We start from the raw sequence: 16,328 nt of genomic DNA on the forward strand, positions 1-16,328 counted from the left end.
TCCAACTATGCCTTGTCTCATCGCCAATATCCTTGCCATCATCGTTGGCTTTCGCCATGAAGGCCGATGACTTCCCTTCCGCCAGCCAGCATACGCCAGCGGCTCGACGAATTGCTCGTCCAGCGCGGCCTGTTTGCCAGCCGCTCGCGTGCCCGCGACGCGGTCGAGCGCGGCACCGTCACGGTCGATGGCGTCGTCGCCCACAAGCCTGGCCAGACCGTTCTGCCTGAGTGCAACATCGTCGTTGACGATCCGGCACAAGGTTACGTGTCGCGCGCCGCACTGAAGCTGAAGGCTGGTCTCGACCATTTCGGCCTCGACCCCACCGGTAGCGAAGCGCTCGATGTCGGCGCCTCGACCGGCGGCTTCACGCAGATACTGCTCGAACGCGGCGCGGCGCATATCACGGCGATCGATGTCGGGCACGGCCAGATGCACCCCGACATTGCCGGCGATCCGCGCGTGACGGTAATTGAGGGCCTGAATGCGCGCGAACTGACCACTGCCGATCTCGGCGGCCGTGTGCCGGATTTCATCGTCTCGGATGTCAGCTTCATCTCGCTGAAACTGGCGCTGCCGCCGGCGCTTGCCTTGGCCAGGAATGGCGCAAAAGCAGTGTTTCTGGTCAAGCCGCAATTCGAGGCCGGCCGCGAGGCGATCGGCAAGGGCGGCCTGCTGAAGGACCCCTATGATGCGGCGCGCGTTGCCGGCCTGATGCAGGACTGGCTCGACACCATTCCCGGCTGGCGCTCGCTGGGACTTCATCTGTCGCCGATAGAGGGCGGCGATGGCAACCGCGAGTTCCTGCTCGGCGGCATCAAGGACGTCGCGACCAAGTACGCCAAGATAGGGCACGCCGGGATCCAGAAGCGATGAGCACTCGTTTCACGATCGCAAAATTGGGCTCTCAGGGCGACGGCATCGCCGAGACGGAAACCGGCGAGGTTTTCATTCCGTTCGCGCTGCCAGGAGAGACTGTCACCGCCGCGCGGGAAAAAGACCGTGCCACATTGATGTCGGTGCTGGAAGCTTCGCCGCTGCGGGTCGATCCACCCTGCCGCCATTTCGGCGAATGCGGCGGCTGCGCCGTCCAGCATCTCGAGACTGAAGCCTATCACCAATGGAAGCGCGAAAAGGTTGTGCACGCGCTGAAGAGCAAGGGCATCGCTTGCGATGTCGGCGCGCTGGTGGCGTGCGCGCCGCAGACGCGCCGCCGCGTCGTCTTCACCGCCCGGCGGAGCGCGGCGGGAATGCAGTTCGGCTTCGTTCGCGCGCTGTCGTCCGAAATCATCTCCATCGAGGAATGCCCGATCTCGCTGCCGCAGATCGTCGCTGCGCTCGAGCGTTTGAAGGCGCTTGCGGGACTGGTCTGCGCGACGACCAAATCGTTCCGCATGGCGGTCACGGTCACCGGTTCCGGCCTCGATGTGGCGGTTCACGAATCCGGCAAGCTCGGCGAGAACCAGCGCCGCGTCGCCTCGAACTTCGTCATCGCCGAGGGGTTGGCCAGGCTTTCGGTCGATGGCGAGATCATCATCGAGCCGAGAAAACCGGTGATGGTGTTTGGCGGCGTCGCTGTCGCAGTGCCGCCGGGCGCCTTCCTGCAGGCGACCGAGGCTGCCGAACAAACGATGGCCGACATTGTCGGCCAGCATCTCGCGCGCGCCAAAAAGGTCGCCGATCTCTTCGCCGGCTGCGGCAGCTTCGCGCTGCGCCTGGCTGCAAGATCGGAAGTCCAGGCGGTGGAAGGGGACGCGGCAGCACTTTCGGCGCTCGACCGGGCCTTCCGTTTCGCCGGCGGCCTAAAGCGGGTGACCAGCGAACGTCGCGACCTGTTCCGGCGACCACTGACATTCAAGGAATTGAACGCGTTCGACGGCATTGTCTTCGACCCGCCTCGCGCCGGCGCCGAGGACCAGTCGAAGCAGATCGCTCGTTCCGACGTGCCGCTCGTTGCCGCGGTCTCCTGCAATCCGGTAACACTGGCGCGGGATCTTCGCGTCCTCCTCGATGGCGGCTACGTCGTGAAGAGCGTGACGCCGATCGACCAGTTCCTGTGGTCGCCGCATGTCGAGGCGGTGGCATTGCTGGAGAAGCCGAGGCGAAGGCGCTAGATCGCTCGCGCGTGTGACGACGCCGTGCTTCGACGAGCACGCCCTTTTCCATTTCCTTCAAGGTCTTCGGCTTGCCTCTGTTGGGCAGAGACCGAACACATCCTCTGGTCGCGTTAAGGGCAAGACTGGAACAGGCAGTGTGACTTGATCGTCGGTCGAACTGGTGACTTCTAGCTTGTCTCCGGCACCCATCACAGTTTCCTCTCCCGACATAACAAAGATGCTGATCGCGCCGAATTCAAGGCTGCATAGCCAGACGGCGCTAGCCTGCGCCTGAAAGGACGCGCTCGACGAAGGCGGGCACCACTTGTGTCGCCGGCCCTTCCATCCGCTCGTCGAAACGGGAGGCCCAGCCGGCGCATTTCAGATTGAGTTCGACTGTTACGGCTCCGGCCGCGCGTGCCTCCTCCACGAAACCTGCTGCCGGGTAGACACTCCCGCTGGTGCCGATGGCCACGAACAGGTCGCAGCGCGGCAGCGCCTCGCCGATCTCCTCCATGCGGTAAGGCATTTCGCCGAACCAGACCACGTCAGGCCTCAATTGACCTTTTGCGCCACACGCTGGACAGGCCGAATGGACAGCGATGTCGTCGGCCCAGGCGCTGCTTTGCCCGCAGCTCAGGCAAAGGGCATGGCCCAGTTCTCCATGCATATGGATCAGCTTGCGCGAAGCGGCGCGCTCATGCAGGTCGTCGATGTTCTGCGTGACGACGAGGACGTCGCCTGGGAGTTTCTGCTCGAGCTTGGCCAGCGCGGCGTGCGCCGCATTCGGCTCGACGCTGCCCATCTGCCGCCGGCGCATATTGTAGAAATCCTGCACCTTTACGGGGTCGCGCGCAAAACCTCGCGGCGTGGCCACGTCCTGCAGGTCGTATTTCGCCCAGACCCCGTCGGGATCCCGGAACGTGGCGACGCCCGATTCCGCCGAAATGCCGGCGCCTGTTAGGATCACGATTTTGGCTTTGGACATGGTCGAAGACACCGGCATCCGGAAACATCGTTTGGAAGGCGATGTTACCGGAACGCGCCAGCCACATCAAACCCTGGTGCCGCCGACCGTCATCTGGTTCATCCTGAGATGCGGCTGGCCGACACCGACCGGCACGCCTTGGCCGGCCTTGCCACACATGCCGATGCCGGTGTCGAGCTTCATGTCGGTGCCGACCATCGCCACGCGATGCATGGCATCCGGCCCATTGCCGATCAGCATGGCGCCCTTGATCGGTTGCGTCACCTTGCCGTTCTCGATCATGTAGGCCTCGGTGCAGCCGAACACGAACTTGCCCGAAGTGATGTCGACCTGGCCGCCGCCGAACGACACGGCATAGATGCCGTTCTTGACCGAGGCAATGATTTCCTCCGGCTCCATGTCGCCTGCTGTCATGTAGGTGTTGGTCATGCGCGGCATCGGCTCGTGCGCGTAACCTTGGCGCCGCCCGTTGCCGGTGGCTTTCATGCCCATCAGCCGCGCGTTCTGGCGATCCTGCATGTAGCCGACGAGCTTGCCATCGTCGATCAGCACGTTATGGGCCGAAGGCGTGCCCTCATCGTCGACGGTAAGCGAACCACGCCGCTCGGGCATGGTGCCGTCATCAACGACGGTGACGCCTTTCGCCGCCACCTGCTGGCCAAGCAGGCCGGCAAAGGCCGACGTCTTCTTGCGGTTGAAATCGCCTTCCAGCCCGTGGCCGACGGCCTCGTGCAGCATGACGCCCGGCCAGCCGCTCGACAGCACGATGTCGAAAGTGCCGGCAGGTGCGGGAACCGCTTCGAGATTGACCAGCGCTTGCCGCAGTGCCTCCTTGGCCGCGTGCTTCCAGCTGTCCTCGACCAGGAATTCGCCAAAATCCTTGCGGCCGCCCATGCCGTAGGAGCCGCTCTCCTGGCGGTCACCGTTGCCGACCACCACCGACACGTTGATCCTGACCAGCGGGCGGATGTCGCGCACCATCTGGCCGTCGGCGCGCACGATCTCGACATGCTGCCACGAGGCGGCGAGCGATGCCGTCACCTGCCGGACGCGCGGATCCTCGGACCGCAGCCACGCGTCGATTTCCTGGAGCAGCTTGGCCTTGGTCTCGAAGGAAGGCGAGGGGATCGGATTTTCCTCGCCGTAGAGATGGCGGTTGGTGCGGGCGGGCGCCGCGGCAAGCATGCCGGAATAGCCGCTCTTCACCGTCGAAACGGCATCGGCGGCGCGCAGCAGCGAGGCCTCGGAGAGATCGCTGGAATGGGCGTAGCCGCTGGCTTCGCCGGCGACGGCGCGCAGGCCGAAACCCTGGTCGGTGTTGAAATTCGCGGTCTTCAGCTTGCCATTGTCGAACATCAGCGCTTCGCTTTCGCTGTATTCGAGGAACAGTTCGCCGTCGTCGGCACCATTGATGGTCTCGGCGACGATCTGCTTGATGCGATCGTCGGAAATGTCGAATTGGCCGATCAGGCTGTTCATGGCGCAGGCCCTTCAATAATTGATTTTACGGCATGTAGGCGCCGGGGCGCCGTTCGGCAACTTCACGGTGGAGCACGATCCTAAATCAAGCGGCGTGCCATCATGATTTCGTCGATCTCCCGGCCTCCATGAAGAAAGCCGGCGGGTATGCAGCCTATTTCGTGAAAACCTTCTCGTTGATAGAATCGTATGGCCGCTGGATTTTCAGCTTACAGCCAACTCGACCTGCCTTATGCCCGATGCTCGGGCGTGATCGAGCAGCAGATTGAGCATCCCGACGGCGTATCCGCCGCCACGCTCGCTGTCGCGCAAATAGACCATGACGACGGTCGCGCGGTGCGCCATCTTGCTGGCCTGCTGGCGCATCAGGCCCATTATGCCGACAGGTCCCCGCCCCGAAAGCTGACGACGACCGGGTTGTTCATCAGCCGCCGCCATTCTTCGTCGGGAAGATTCTCCCATTCCGCTGCGCTGCTGGCGAAGGCTTCGGGCGCAGCGCGCAAAGCCTCCAGGCGAATTCGCTTGAATATCTCGAAGTCGTCCAGATCGAGCAGTTTCAACGTCAAACGTGCAGTCTCAAGGCAGGGCGGCGAAGCCGTCGGCGAAACCCTTGAGGTCGACGGGAATGCCGATGCCCTCTTCCGGCGTCTGGAAGACGATGAAGGTGGCGGACGTCCCGGTCTTCAGCGTATCGAGCAGCGGCTTTTCCAGGATGACCTCGGCATAGCAGCCGTCCTGGAAACAGCGCACGAAATAGGCGCGGCCGATATCCTTGCCGTCGACATTGAGGCCAAGGCCGTTGGGTAACAGCACGCCGAGCGGCGCCAGCACGCGCAGGATCTCGGCCTTGTTGTCGGCTGTACGCAGCACGACGACGGAAAGACCCATTTCCGGGCGGTCCTCGGCGACGACATTCTGCATCATCACGCATTGTTCGGACGTAGCGCCGGCCGGCGTATCGCAGATGATCGACCACGCTCCATGCGTCGACTTCACCGTGCCGCTTGGCTGCGCGGCATTGGCCAGGCCGACGCCGGACAAGGCTATTGCGGCGGCAACAAGGATGACCTTCGCCAAGGTTCTCGAAAGCCAAACGTTCATGACGGCTCCATTGCGAATCACGGCACTTTAAGCCGCGCTAAACCCAAGTAAAGGACGAGACCCCGGCGATCTGCCCCGACAAAGGCGACAAGGCGCTTTTCCGTGCCAATTTCGCCCTAATTGCGACGGCTCCGCGCGCCGCGCGGCTCATTCTGCACGGATGCCGCTTCGGTGATTCGCGACGAGCGGCCACCGCACGAAGCCACCGCCGCGCTTGCGCGCAAAAATGCCGCACGAGTTCCGGCGCTCCTTTCTTGCGGAGGGAAATAGAGTATGGTTTGAACCAGCCTTGAATTGTCCGGGATTCCCGTCCCGGCATTGTTCGACATTCTTGCGGTCCGATCGCGAGGAACTGGGAGATGACGAGGGCGATGAGAAAATTCCTGGCAACCGCCAAAATCATAGCTAGTGCCGCCACGTTGTTTGCCGCTGCATCCGCTCATGCAGCCCAGCCCCAACCTTGGGAGACCAGTTTTCAGCCTCCGGCGACCGACATTATGAGGCAGATCGAGTGGTTCGGGAACTATTCGTTCGCGTTCATCATTGTGATCACCGCCTTGGTGCTTTTTCTGATCGCCTACTGCATTTTGAGGTTCCGGGCGAGCGTCAACCCGACCCCGTCGCGCACCAGCCACAACACGCTGATCGAGGTCATCTGGACTGTCGGTCCCGTCGTTATCCTGCTCTGTCTCGCCATTCCCTCGTTTCAGCTGCTGACCGCGCAATACACGCCGCCGGAAGAAGCCAAGCTGACCGTCAAGGCGACGGGCAATCAGTGGAATTGGGATTACGAATACCAGATCGACAACACGCTTTCCTTCAATTCCGCGATTCTTCAGGATGCCGATAGGACTGCTGCCGGCAAGGAAGATCGCGCCGTCTATCCACGCTTGCTTGCCGTCGACAATGAGATGGTGGTGCCGGTCAACACCATGACCCGCGTGCTGGTGACGGCGACCGACGTCATTCACGCCTTTGCCATGCCGTCCTTCGGCATCAAGACCGACGCGGTTCCGGGCCGCATCAACGAGGTCTGGTTCAAGGCCGACAAGGAAGGCCTCTATTACGGCCAGTGCTCGGAACTCTGCGGCAAGGATCACGCCTTCATGCCGATCGCCATTCGCGTCGTCTCCGATGCGCAATACAAGACCTGGCTGGCGGCAGCCAAGACCGACCTTCCTGGCGCCAACAAGGCGCTGATGGCCGCGGTCGATGCCACGAACAAGGTAGCGGCCGCCGGCAACTAATGCCGCGACCAGATAAAGATTCAGGGAACGGAGCCGACCATGGCAGACGCTGCAGCTCACGACGACCACGACCACAAGCCGTATCATGGCTGGGTCCGGTGGGTGTATTCGACCAACCACAAGGACATCGGTACGCTTTATCTGATCTTCGCGATCATGGCGGGCTGCATCGGTGGCGCCTTGTCGGTCGTCATGCGCATGGAATTGCAGGAGCCGGGCATCCAGATCTTCACCGGCCTCGCACAGATGGTCTACGGCATGAACGGTGACGCCGCCATCGACGGCGGCAAGAGCATGTACAATGCCTTCACCACGGCGCATGCCCTGATCATGATCTTCTTCATGGTGATGCCGGCGCTGATCGGCGGCTTTGCCAACTGGATGGTGCCGATCATGATCGGCGCACCGGACATGGCGTTCCCCCGCATGAACAACGTCTCGTTCTGGCTGCTGCCGCCGGCTTTCATCCTGCTGATTATCTCGGCCTTCGTCCCGAGTGCGCCTGGCGCCTATGGCGTCGGCGGCGGCTGGACGCTTTATCCGCCGCTGTCGACATCGGGCCAGCCCGGACCGGCCATGGACCTGGCGATCCTTTCAATCCACATCGCCGGCGCCTCCTCGATTCTTGGCGCCATCAACTTCATCACCACCATCTTCAACATGCGCGCGCCCGGCATGACCATGCACAAGATGCCGCTGTTCGCCTGGTCGGTGTTGATCACCGCCTTCCTGCTGCTGCTGTCGTTGCCGGTGTTGGCCGGCGGCATCACCATGCTTTTGACCGACCGCAATTTCGGCACTACCTTCTTCGCCCCGGACGGCGGCGGCGATCCGATCCTGTTCCAGCACCTGTTCTGGTTCTTCGGCCATCCGGAGGTCTATATCCTGATCCTGCCGGGTTTCGGCATCATCAGCCATATCATCTCGACCTTTTCCAGGAAGCCGGTGTTCGGCTATCTCGGCATGGCCTATGCGATGGTCGCCATCGGCGCGGTGGGCTTCATCGTCTGGGCCCACCACATGTACACGACGGGCCTGTCGCTCGACACCCAGCGCTATTTCGTCTTTGCCACCATGGTCATCGCGGTGCCGACGGGTGTGAAGATCTTCTCGTGGATCGCCACTATGTGGGGCGGGTCGATTTCGCTCAAGACCCCGATGCTGTGGGCGATCGGCTTCATCTTCCTGTTCACCGTTGGCGGCGTCACCGGCGTGCAACTGGCCAATGCCGGTCTCGACCGCCCGCTGCACGACACCTATTTCGTGGTCGCGCACTTCCACTACGTGCTGTCACTGGGCGCGGTCTTCGCCATCTTCGCTGGCTGGTACTACTGGTTCCCGAAGATGACCGGCTACATGTATTCGCCAGTGATCGCCAACACCCACTTCTGGGTCACTTTCGTCGGCGTCAACCTGGTCTTTTTCCCGCAGCACTTCCTCGGTCTCTCCGGTATGCCGCGTCGCTATATCGACTATCCGGATGCCTTCGCCGGCTGGAATATGGTGTCGTCCTACGGCTCGTACATCTCGGCTGTCGGCGTCGTCATCTTCCTCTTCGGCGTCTTCGAGGCGTTCCAGAAGAAGCGGGTCGCCGGAGCCAATCCTTGGGGCGAGGGTGCGACCACGCTGGAATGGCAGCTGCCTTCGCCGCCGCCGTTCCACCAGTGGGAACAGTTGCCGAAGATCAAGTAGGCGGTTGCCTCCTTAATACGGAACCGCCGGCCCGCCCGGTGGTTTTGGCCAACGGAATGATGGACTTTAAGTACGCATGGCCCTTGCCGAAGACAGACTGATTGACGAGCCGGGCTTCCGCATGTCGGAAGCGACGGCGGGCGATTTCTTCGCCCTGCTGAAGCCGCGCGTCATGTCGCTGGTGGTGTTCACTGCGTTTGTCGGCATGGTCGCCGCCCCGGTGACCATCAATCCGCTGCTGGCGGTGATCGCAATCCTGGCTATTGCCATCGGCGCCGGCGCCTCCGGTGCGCTCAACATGTGGTATGACGCAGATATCGATGCGGTGATGACGCGCACCGCCGGCCGTCCCGTGCCGGCCGGCCGCATCCGGCCAGGCGAGGCATTGAGTTTCGGGCTGGTGCTGTCGGTTCTGTCGGTGATGACGCTGGGCGTGCTGGTCAACTGGTTGGCAGCATCGCTTCTGGCCTTCACCATCTTTTTCTATGCCGTTATCTATACGATGTGGCTGAAGCGCTGGACGCCGCAGAACATCGTCATCGGCGGGGCTGCCGGTGCCATTCCGCCGGTCATAGGCTGGGCGGCGGCAACCGGATCGGTCAGCCTCGAAAGCTTGGTGCTGTTCCTGATCATCTTCCTGTGGACGCCACCGCACTTCTGGGCGCTCGCGCTCTTCAAGTCGGAGGACTATGCGAAGGCAGGCATTCCGATGATGCCGAATGTTGCCGGCCAGGCCTCGACCAGACGCCAGATCTTTGCCTATGCGCTGGTCCTCGCGCCGGTTGGCGTGCTGCCCTGGGTTCTCGGGTTCACCACGCCGGTCTATGGCATCGTTGCATTGCTGCTCGGCGCCGGCTTCGTCTGGTATGCGTGGAAGGTGCTGCAAATGGCCGATGACGATCGGGCGATGAAGCCGGCCAAGGCCTTGTTCGGCTATTCGCTGCTCTATCTCTTCGCCATCTTCGCCGCCTACCTTGGCGATTGCGTCGTCGCGCGCGCGCTGACCATCGGTGGAGCATGAGCATGGTCGAAAAGAAGCTTGAACTGGTCACGCTGACCGAACGTCAGCAGAAGGCCCGCCGCAATCGCTCGGCCGCAATCGGTTTCGCGCTGGCGGCGCTGGTCGTCATATTCTACGTCGCGACCATCGTGAAATTTGGTCACAGTCTCACCGGCTCGATGTGAGCTGAATATGACCAGGCAAACAGTCACCGATCCTGCGAAGAAGAATACGAACCGCGTTGTCGCCGGCGTCTGCATCGCCTTCTTCGGCGGCATGATCGGCATGGCCTACGCCGCGGTGCCGCTCTATGCGATGTTCTGCCAGGCGACAGGCTACGGCGGCACCGTCAAACGGGCGACCCAGCAATATGCCGATCGGGTGCTCGACCGCGACATCACCATCCGCTTCGATGCCAACACCGTCGGCGTTCCCTGGCAATTCCAGCCGGTCGCCCGCTCGATCACCATCAAGATCGGCGAAACCGCCGAGGCGCATTACAGCGCGACGAACAAATTCAGCCGGCCCATCACCGGACGCGCCACCTTCAACGTGCAGCCGGAACTGGCCGGGCCTTACTTCAACAAGGTCGAGTGTTTCTGCTTCACCGACACAACGCTGAAGCCGGGCGAGACGCTGGACATGCCGGTCGTGTTCTATGTCGATCCCGACATCGTCAACGCGCCGGAATTGAAGGATTTGAGGACGATTACCCTGTCCTACACGATGTTCCCGGTCGACAAGACCAAGCCGGTCGCATCATCGGTGCCGGCCGACGGCCGCCGCAACAAGATTTCAGATACCGAAGCAAGCCTCGGGGGTTGATATGGCAGACGCACACGCAAAACCACAGCATGACTATCATCTCGTCGACCCGAGCCCGTGGCCTTTTCTGGGCTCCGTCGGAGCGCTGGTGACCGCGATCGGCGGCGTCTGTTATATGCAGTATCTCAAGGGCGGCGATTTCCCGATTTTCGGCTTCAACATCGCCAATCCGTGGCTGTTCTTCATTGGCCTTTTGATCGTCATCTACACAATGTTCGCCTGGTGGTCTGACACCATCAAGGAGGCGCATGAGGGTCGCCACACCCGCGTCGTGTCGCTGCATCTGCGCTACGGCATGATCATGTTCATTGCCTCCGAGGTGATGTTCTTCGTCGCCTGGTTCTGGGCCTTCTTCGACGCCAGCCTGTTTCCGGGCGAGGTCCATCAATACGCCCGCACCGCCTTCACCGGCGGCGTCTGGCCGCCCAAGGGCATCGAAGTTCTCGACCCGTTCCACCTGCCGCTTTACAACACCGTCATCCTGCTTCTGTCGGGCACCACGGTGACCTGGGCGCATCACTCGCTCATCCACGGCGACCGCAAGGGGCTGATCAACGGCCTGGTGCTGACCGTCGGCCTCGGCATGCTGTTCACCATGGTGCAGGCCTACGAATACATGCACGCGCCGTTCGGCTTCAGGGATTCGATCTACGGCGCCACCTTCTTCATGGCGACCGGCTTCCATGGTTTCCACGTCATCATCGGCACTATCTTCTTGGCTGTCTGCCTGATCCGCGCCGTGAAGGGCGACTTCACGCCCAAGCAGCATTTCGGCTTCGAGGCGGCCGCCTGGTACTGGCACTTCGTCGACGTGGTGTGGCTGTTCCTGTTCGCCTCGATCTATGTCTGGGCCTCGAACGGCGCGATGATCGAACCGCACTGACAACTGCTTGAGGGTAATCGACAAGGCGGCTGCGGCGACGTGGCCGCCTTATCTTTTGCGGCTAACCGCAGTAAGATTGCATAAGCGTGATCCCGAACCGAAGGTCAGCGTAGCAAAAAGCGGACCGGTTTTCGGACGAGGTCATGCTTCAAGGAATTGCATGAGCGACGACAAGGCAATCTGGCCACCAATCGATCCGATCTCGGCCGGCCTGCATGGCCGCTGCCCCCGCTGTGGCGAGGGCAAGCTGTTCTCCGGGTTCCTCACGGTCGGCAATCGCTGCACCAATTGCGGCCTCGATTATTCCTTCGCCGATGCCGGTGACGGGCCGGCGGTGTTCGTTATCCTGATCATCGGCTTCATCGTCGTCGGCCTGGCGCTGTGGATGGAGGTGACGCTCAATCCGCCGCTCTGGCTGCACCTGTTGCTATGGATTCCGTTGACGCTGGTGCTTTGCCTGGCGGCGCTCAGGCTGATCAAGGGCGTGCTGCTGACGCTGCAATACCGCAACCAGGCGGCCGAGGGCCGGCTGGACCGCGGCGAATGAGCGAGGCCTTCGATTCGGTGGTCGGCCATTCGCGGCCGAAGCGCGCATTGGCGCTCGGCTTGGGTATCGTCCTGTTTTTGATCCTGCTGGCGCTCGGCACCTGGCAGGTTCAGCGCCTGCACTGGAAAGAGGGTCTTTTGCAGACGATCGACCAGCGCACGCATTCGGCGCCTGTGCCGCTGGCCGAAGTCGAAAAGCGGTTTGGCGCCACCGGCGACGTGGACTACACGCCGGTGACGGTGACCGGCGCTTTCCTGCATCGAGGCGAACGGCATTTCCTCGCTACCTGGGAAGGCCAGTCCGGCTTCGATGTCTTCACGCCGCTGCAGCTCGATGATGGCCGTTTCGTGCTGATCAACCGCGGCTTCGTGCCTTACGATTTTAAAGCCCCCGCCAAGCGGCCGCGGGGACAGGTGACGGGCAAAGTGACGGTGACTGGGCTCGCCCGCAACCCACTGCCGGCCAAGCCCTCGATGATGCTTCCCGACAATGATCCTGGGAAGAACATCTTCTACTGGAAGGATCGTGACGCGATGGCCTCGAGCGCCGGCCTGCCGGCCGGCGCCGGGTTGGTGCCGATCTTCATCGATGCGAACGCCACGTCCAACCCCGGCGGGCTGCCGGTCGGCGGCGTCACCGTCATCGACCTGCCGAACAGCCATCTGCAATATGCGATAACCTGGTACGGCCTTGCCGCGGCGCTTGCTGGCGTCCTCATCTCCTGGTTCCGCCGTCCGGCGAAAGACCAATGATCGCCGCCACTACCCTTGACAGGGCAGGGCAGCACACTTCATTTCGCGCCTTGAGTTCAGTCACGATCCGATCAACCGGCCCGCAATCATGCTTCAGACAAAGCCACCGCTGACCATCCGGCTCTGCCAGCCGCGCGGCTTTTGTGCCGGCGTCGACCGTGCCATTCAGATCGTCGTGCTGGCGCTGAAGAAATACGGCGCGCCGGTTTATGTCCGCCACGAGATCGTGCACAACCGCTACGTCGTCGAAGGGCTGCAAAGCCTCGGTGCGGTGTTCATCGAGGAGCTCTCCGAGATTCCGCCCGAGCATCGCCAGAGCCCAGTCGTCTTTTCGGCGCATGGCGTGCCGAAATCGGTGCCGGCCGACGCCCAGGCCCGCAACCTGTTCTATCTCGACGCGACTTGCCCACTGGTCTCAAAAGTTCACAAGCAGGCGATGCGCCATCAGCGGCTTGGCCGCCACGTGCTTTTGATCGGCCACGCAGGGCATCCGGAGGTGATCGGCACGATGGGCCAGTTGCCGGATGGTGCGGTCACGCTGATCGAGACGGAAGCCGACGCCGCAAGCTTCGTGCCCGCCGACCCGCAAGCGCTCGGCTTCGTTACCCAGACGACGCTGTCGGTCGAGGACACCGCCGGCATCATCCGCGCCCTGCAGCAACGTTTTCCCGAGTTGCATGCAGCGGCGGCGGAATCGATCTGCTACGCCACCACCAACCGCCAGGAGGCGGTCAAGGAGACCGCGGCCGGCGCCGATCTCTTCCTGGTCGTCGGCGCCCCCAACTCGTCCAATTCGCGGCGTCTTGTCGAAGTGGCCGAGCGCGCCGGCGCCTCGATGTCGCTTCTCGTGCAGCGCGCCTCGGAAATCCCGTGGACGGACATTGCCGGCATTTCGACGCTCGGACTGTCGGCCGGTGCGTCAGCTCCGGAGATCATCGTCGACGAGATCGTCGATGCCTTCCGGCAGCGCTTCGACGTAACCATCGAGCTGGCGGTGACGGCGACGGAAACGGAGGATTTTCCAGTGATGCGGGTGCTGCGCGATGTCGAACTGACGGCGGCCGACATGGCCTTCGTCAATGGGGCCGCGTAGGGACCATGGCCGTCTATACCGACGTCAATGAGGGCGAGCTCGGCGCCTTCCTCAAGAACTATCCGGTCGGCGATCTCTTGTCCTACAAGGGCATCGCCGAAGGCACCGAAAACTCGAATTTTTTACTGCACACCAGCAGCGGCTCCTACATCCTGACGCTTTACGAGAAGCGCGTCGACAAGGCTGACCTGCCGTTCTTTCTCGGCCTCATGGCCCACCTCGCAAGAAAGGGCATTTCGTGCCCGCTCCCGGTCACCGCGCATGATGGCGGTGTGATTGGAACGCTTGCCGGCCGGCCGGCGGTCATCATCACCTTTCTCGAAGGCCTGTCGCTGCGGCGGCCGACGGCCGCGCATTGCGCAGAGGTCGGCAAGGCGCTGGCGGCACTACATCTTGCCGGGGCGGACTTCCCGATGACCCGTCCGAACGCCCTTGCCATCGATGGCTGGCGCAAGCTATGGAACGCCGCCCGCGCGCGCGCCGACGAGGTCGAGCCGGGACTGGCCGCCGAGGTCGATGCCGATTTCGCCGACTTCGAGCGGAACTGGCCGAAGGGTCTGCCGCAAGGCATCATCCATGCCGATCTTTTCCCGGACAATGTCTTTTTCCTCGGCGAAAAATTGTCCGGGCTGATCGACTTCTATTTCGCCTGCAACGATCTCTACGCCTATGACGTCGCCACCTGCCTCAACGCCTGGTGTTTCGAGAAGGATTTTTCCTTCAATCTGACCAAGGGCACGGCGCTGCTTGCCGGCTACCAAAGCGTGCGGCCGTTGAGCAGCGACGAGAAGGCTGCGCTGCCGATGCTGGCGCGCGGCTCGGCGCTGCGCTTCATGCTGACCCGGCTCTATGACTGGCTGACGGTTCCGGACGGCGGGCTGGTGATGAAACGCGACCCGACCGAGTATATCCGCAGGATGCGATTCCATCGGGCGATCAGGTCTCCCTCGGAATATGGATTGGCATGAGCAAACACGTTGAGATTTTCACCGACGGTGCCTGTTCGGGCAATCCCGGCCCTGGCGGCTGGGGCGCGATCCTGCGCTTCAACGGCACCACCAAGGAGCTTTCCGGCGGCGAGGCGGAGACGACCAACAACCGCATGGAGCTGCTCGCTGCCATCTCGGCGCTGAATGCGTTGAAGGAACCCTGCACGGTCGACCTTCATACCGACAGCAAATACGTCATGGACGGCATTTCCAAGTGGATCCACGGTTGGAAGAAGAACGGCTGGAAGACCGCCGACAAGAAGCCGGTCAAGAACGGTGAACTCTGGCAGGCGCTGGACGAGGCCAACAAGCGTCACAAGGTGACCTGGAACTGGGTCAAGGGCCATGACGGCCATGTCGAGAACGAGCGCGCCGACCAACTCGCGCGTGAAGGCATGGCGCCGTTCAAGAAAGGTCCGGTCAAGCCTGCCGCGCCGCCAAAGCCAGCCGAGCAGGCAAAACAGCCGGCAGTCGCGAAGGCGCGGCGCTCGACCCAGAGCTATTGAGTTCCAGGATCTGGCTCGCTCTCAGGCAGGGAACCTCGATCGTGCCGGTTCTGTATTATGTCACCCATCCCCAAGTTCAGGTCGATGCCACCATTCCCGTGCCCGAATGGGGGCTGTCCGATATCGGACGAGCGAGAACGGTTGCAATGCTCGATCAGCCCTGGGTTGGGTCGATCCGGCGGATCGTGTCGTCGGCTGAACGCAAGGCGATGGAAACCGCCGAGATCGTCGCAAGGCATCTCCGCCTTGTGGTCGAGGTGAGGGAACGGATGCACGAGAACGACCGATCGGCAACGGGATTTTTACCGCCGCCGGAGTTCGAAGCGGTCGCGGACCAGTTCTTCGCCAATCCACACAAGAGCATTTGCGGATGGGAGCGGGCCATCGATGCCCAGCATCGCATCGTGAGCGAGATCGACGCCGTGCTCGGCACCGCCGACGCGGACGACATTGCTTTCGTGGGCCATGGCGGCGTCGGAACGCTCCTGCTGCTCTGCCTCAGCGGCCGGGAAATCAGCCGCCAGGCGGATCAGCCAGCGGGCGGCGGCAACTACTTCGCGTACGATATCGATGCACGCCGCGTTATCCACGGATGGCAGCCGATCGACGGGCCGGTACAGCCGTAGACGCTTAGCGGATCAGCAGCGCAGTGCCGAACAGTCCGAGCGCGAACACCGTGTGCGACACAAGATTGAGGGCGCGGATCTGCATCGGGTTGGGCCGCTTCGAAGCGGCCCAGCCGGCACCCATGCCGGGCGCCAGCAGAAACCAGCCGGCGCCGACGGTGACGATGCCGAGGACAAAGGCCGGCAGGAAGGTCGGCGCGGCGAGCCAGGCCGTTCCGGCCAGCACGACCAATATGATGCCGTAGACGATGCCGACAGCATAATGAAAGGCCCAGCCAAGCGCTGATTCATGCGCATAGGGCGAGGCCTCGCCAATGTCGTCATGGAAGACCTTGCCTTCCCTGAGATGCCAGACCCAGCGGCCGACCAGCCCCCAGTTCGGCCGCGGCTGAGCAAACGCCCTGTTCAGGAAAATCGCCCAGACATCCATAAGCGCGGTTGCGCCGATACCGATCGCGACAGCGCGCCAAAAGATGTCAGACATAATCCAGGTCCCCAGAAGCA

At 62.5% G+C, this 16,328-nt stretch carries 18 protein-coding genes and 1 pseudogene; 14 read left to right on the plus strand and 5 right to left on the minus strand.

The features are described from left to right. Nucleotides 1-66: 66 nt before the first annotated feature. Both NKJ94_RS18550 and NKJ94_RS18555 read left to right on the plus strand, forming a co-directional pair. Nucleotides 67-876: a TlyA family RNA methyltransferase gene (locus NKJ94_RS18550; protein ID WP_352526970.1), complete on the plus strand. Its 810-nt coding sequence runs from the start codon at nucleotides 67-69 to the stop codon at nucleotides 874-876. Further along, nucleotides 873-2,114 (plus strand): class I SAM-dependent RNA methyltransferase, encoded by a 1,242-nt coding sequence (locus NKJ94_RS18555; protein WP_352526971.1) that lies wholly within the window; start codon nucleotides 873-875, stop codon nucleotides 2,112-2,114. Before NKJ94_RS18550 ends, NKJ94_RS18555 begins: the two co-directional genes overlap by 4 nt. A 262-nt stretch (nucleotides 2,115-2,376) precedes the next feature. On the opposite strand, the gene NKJ94_RS18565 is transcribed toward NKJ94_RS18555, so the two are convergent. The 4 genes and pseudogenes from NKJ94_RS18565 to NKJ94_RS18580 all read right to left on the minus strand — a co-directional run bounded on the left by NKJ94_RS18565 (nucleotide 2,377) and on the right by NKJ94_RS18580 (nucleotide 5,664). Continuing rightward, the gene (locus NKJ94_RS18565) at nucleotides 2,377-3,084 is read right to left on the minus strand and encodes an NAD-dependent deacylase (protein ID WP_352526972.1); all 708 of its coding nucleotides are present in this window, start codon (nucleotides 3,082-3,084) and stop codon (nucleotides 2,377-2,379) included. A gap of 66 nt (nucleotides 3,085-3,150) precedes the next feature. Beyond that, entirely contained in the window at nucleotides 3,151-4,563 is a 1,413-nt protein-coding gene (gene tldD / locus NKJ94_RS18570) for a metalloprotease TldD (RefSeq protein ID WP_352526973.1), read from the minus strand. Nucleotides 4,564-4,643: 80 nt separating this feature from the next. Next, nucleotides 4,644-5,129 (minus strand): annotated as a pseudogene (locus NKJ94_RS18575) (GNAT family N-acetyltransferase). 10 nt (nucleotides 5,130-5,139) lie between these two features. Further along, the gene (locus tag NKJ94_RS18580) at nucleotides 5,140-5,664 is read right to left on the minus strand and encodes an invasion associated locus B family protein (RefSeq protein ID WP_352526974.1); all 525 of its coding nucleotides are present in this window, start codon (nucleotides 5,662-5,664) and stop codon (nucleotides 5,140-5,142) included. Nucleotides 5,665-6,035: 371 nt separating this feature from the next. Here NKJ94_RS18580 and coxB point away from each other — a divergent pair, with 371 nt between their 5' ends. From coxB to NKJ94_RS18640, 12 genes are all read left to right on the plus strand, one after another. Continuing rightward, on the plus strand, nucleotides 6,036-6,911 hold the full coding sequence (coxB, locus tag NKJ94_RS18585; protein WP_352527064.1) for a cytochrome c oxidase subunit II: 876 nt from the start codon (nucleotides 6,036-6,038) through the stop codon (nucleotides 6,909-6,911). A 39-nt stretch (nucleotides 6,912-6,950) separates the two neighbouring features. Continuing rightward, nucleotides 6,951-8,603: a cytochrome c oxidase subunit I gene (gene ctaD / locus NKJ94_RS18590; RefSeq protein WP_023716920.1), complete on the plus strand. Its 1,653-nt coding sequence runs from the start codon at nucleotides 6,951-6,953 to the stop codon at nucleotides 8,601-8,603. Nucleotides 8,604-8,679: 76 nt separating this feature from the next. Then, a complete protein-coding gene (locus NKJ94_RS18595; RefSeq protein ID WP_352526975.1) occupies nucleotides 8,680-9,624 on the plus strand; it encodes a heme o synthase in 945 nt (314 codons plus the stop codon). Continuing rightward, a complete protein-coding gene (locus NKJ94_RS18600; RefSeq protein WP_502896141.1) occupies nucleotides 9,621-9,788 on the plus strand; it encodes a cytochrome c oxidase system small membrane protein in 168 nt (55 codons plus the stop codon). Before NKJ94_RS18595 ends, NKJ94_RS18600 begins: the two co-directional genes overlap by 4 nt. 7 nt (nucleotides 9,789-9,795) lie before the next feature. Then, nucleotides 9,796-10,428 carry a cytochrome c oxidase assembly protein gene (locus tag NKJ94_RS18605; RefSeq protein WP_352526976.1) on the plus strand — a complete coding sequence of 211 codons (633 nt, stop codon included), beginning with the start codon at nucleotides 9,796-9,798 and terminating at the stop codon, nucleotides 10,426-10,428. 1 nt (nucleotide 10,429) lies between these two features. Then, complete coding sequence (locus NKJ94_RS18610) at nucleotides 10,430-11,311, plus strand: cytochrome c oxidase subunit 3 (protein WP_352526977.1); 882 nt, start codon at nucleotides 10,430-10,432, stop codon at nucleotides 11,309-11,311. Between the two features lie 160 nt (nucleotides 11,312-11,471). Further along, nucleotides 11,472-11,858: a DUF983 domain-containing protein gene (locus NKJ94_RS18615; protein ID WP_352526978.1), complete on the plus strand. Its 387-nt coding sequence runs from the start codon at nucleotides 11,472-11,474 to the stop codon at nucleotides 11,856-11,858. Next, complete coding sequence (locus tag NKJ94_RS18620) at nucleotides 11,855-12,610, plus strand: SURF1 family protein (protein ID WP_352526979.1); 756 nt, start codon at nucleotides 11,855-11,857, stop codon at nucleotides 12,608-12,610. The genes NKJ94_RS18615 and NKJ94_RS18620 overlap by 4 nt, the downstream gene beginning before the upstream one ends. A gap of 88 nt (nucleotides 12,611-12,698) precedes the next feature. Beyond that, nucleotides 12,699-13,703 carry a 4-hydroxy-3-methylbut-2-enyl diphosphate reductase gene (gene ispH / locus NKJ94_RS18625; protein WP_352526980.1) on the plus strand — a complete coding sequence of 335 codons (1,005 nt, stop codon included), beginning with the start codon at nucleotides 12,699-12,701 and terminating at the stop codon, nucleotides 13,701-13,703. A gap of 5 nt (nucleotides 13,704-13,708) precedes the next feature. Then, nucleotides 13,709-14,671 (plus strand): homoserine kinase, encoded by a 963-nt coding sequence (locus tag NKJ94_RS18630; protein WP_352526981.1) that lies wholly within the window; start codon nucleotides 13,709-13,711, stop codon nucleotides 14,669-14,671. Next, nucleotides 14,668-15,198, plus strand: a complete 531-nt coding sequence (gene rnhA / locus NKJ94_RS18635) for a ribonuclease HI (protein WP_352526982.1) — start codon at nucleotides 14,668-14,670, stop codon at nucleotides 15,196-15,198. Before NKJ94_RS18630 ends, rnhA begins: the two co-directional genes overlap by 4 nt. 41 nt (nucleotides 15,199-15,239) lie before the next feature. After that, nucleotides 15,240-15,824 carry a histidine phosphatase family protein gene (locus NKJ94_RS18640; RefSeq protein WP_502896140.1) on the plus strand — a complete coding sequence of 195 codons (585 nt, stop codon included), beginning with the start codon at nucleotides 15,240-15,242 and terminating at the stop codon, nucleotides 15,822-15,824. 4 nt (nucleotides 15,825-15,828) lie between these two features. On the opposite strand, the gene NKJ94_RS18645 is transcribed toward NKJ94_RS18640, so the two are convergent. Next, nucleotides 15,829-16,308: a DUF2938 domain-containing protein gene (locus tag NKJ94_RS18645; protein WP_352526983.1), complete on the minus strand. Its 480-nt coding sequence runs from the start codon at nucleotides 16,306-16,308 to the stop codon at nucleotides 15,829-15,831. Nucleotides 16,309-16,328 lie beyond the last annotated feature (20 nt).

Source organism: Mesorhizobium sp. M0060, from assembly GCF_040323155.1.
Classification (GTDB): Bacteria; Pseudomonadota; Alphaproteobacteria; order Rhizobiales; family Rhizobiaceae; genus Mesorhizobium.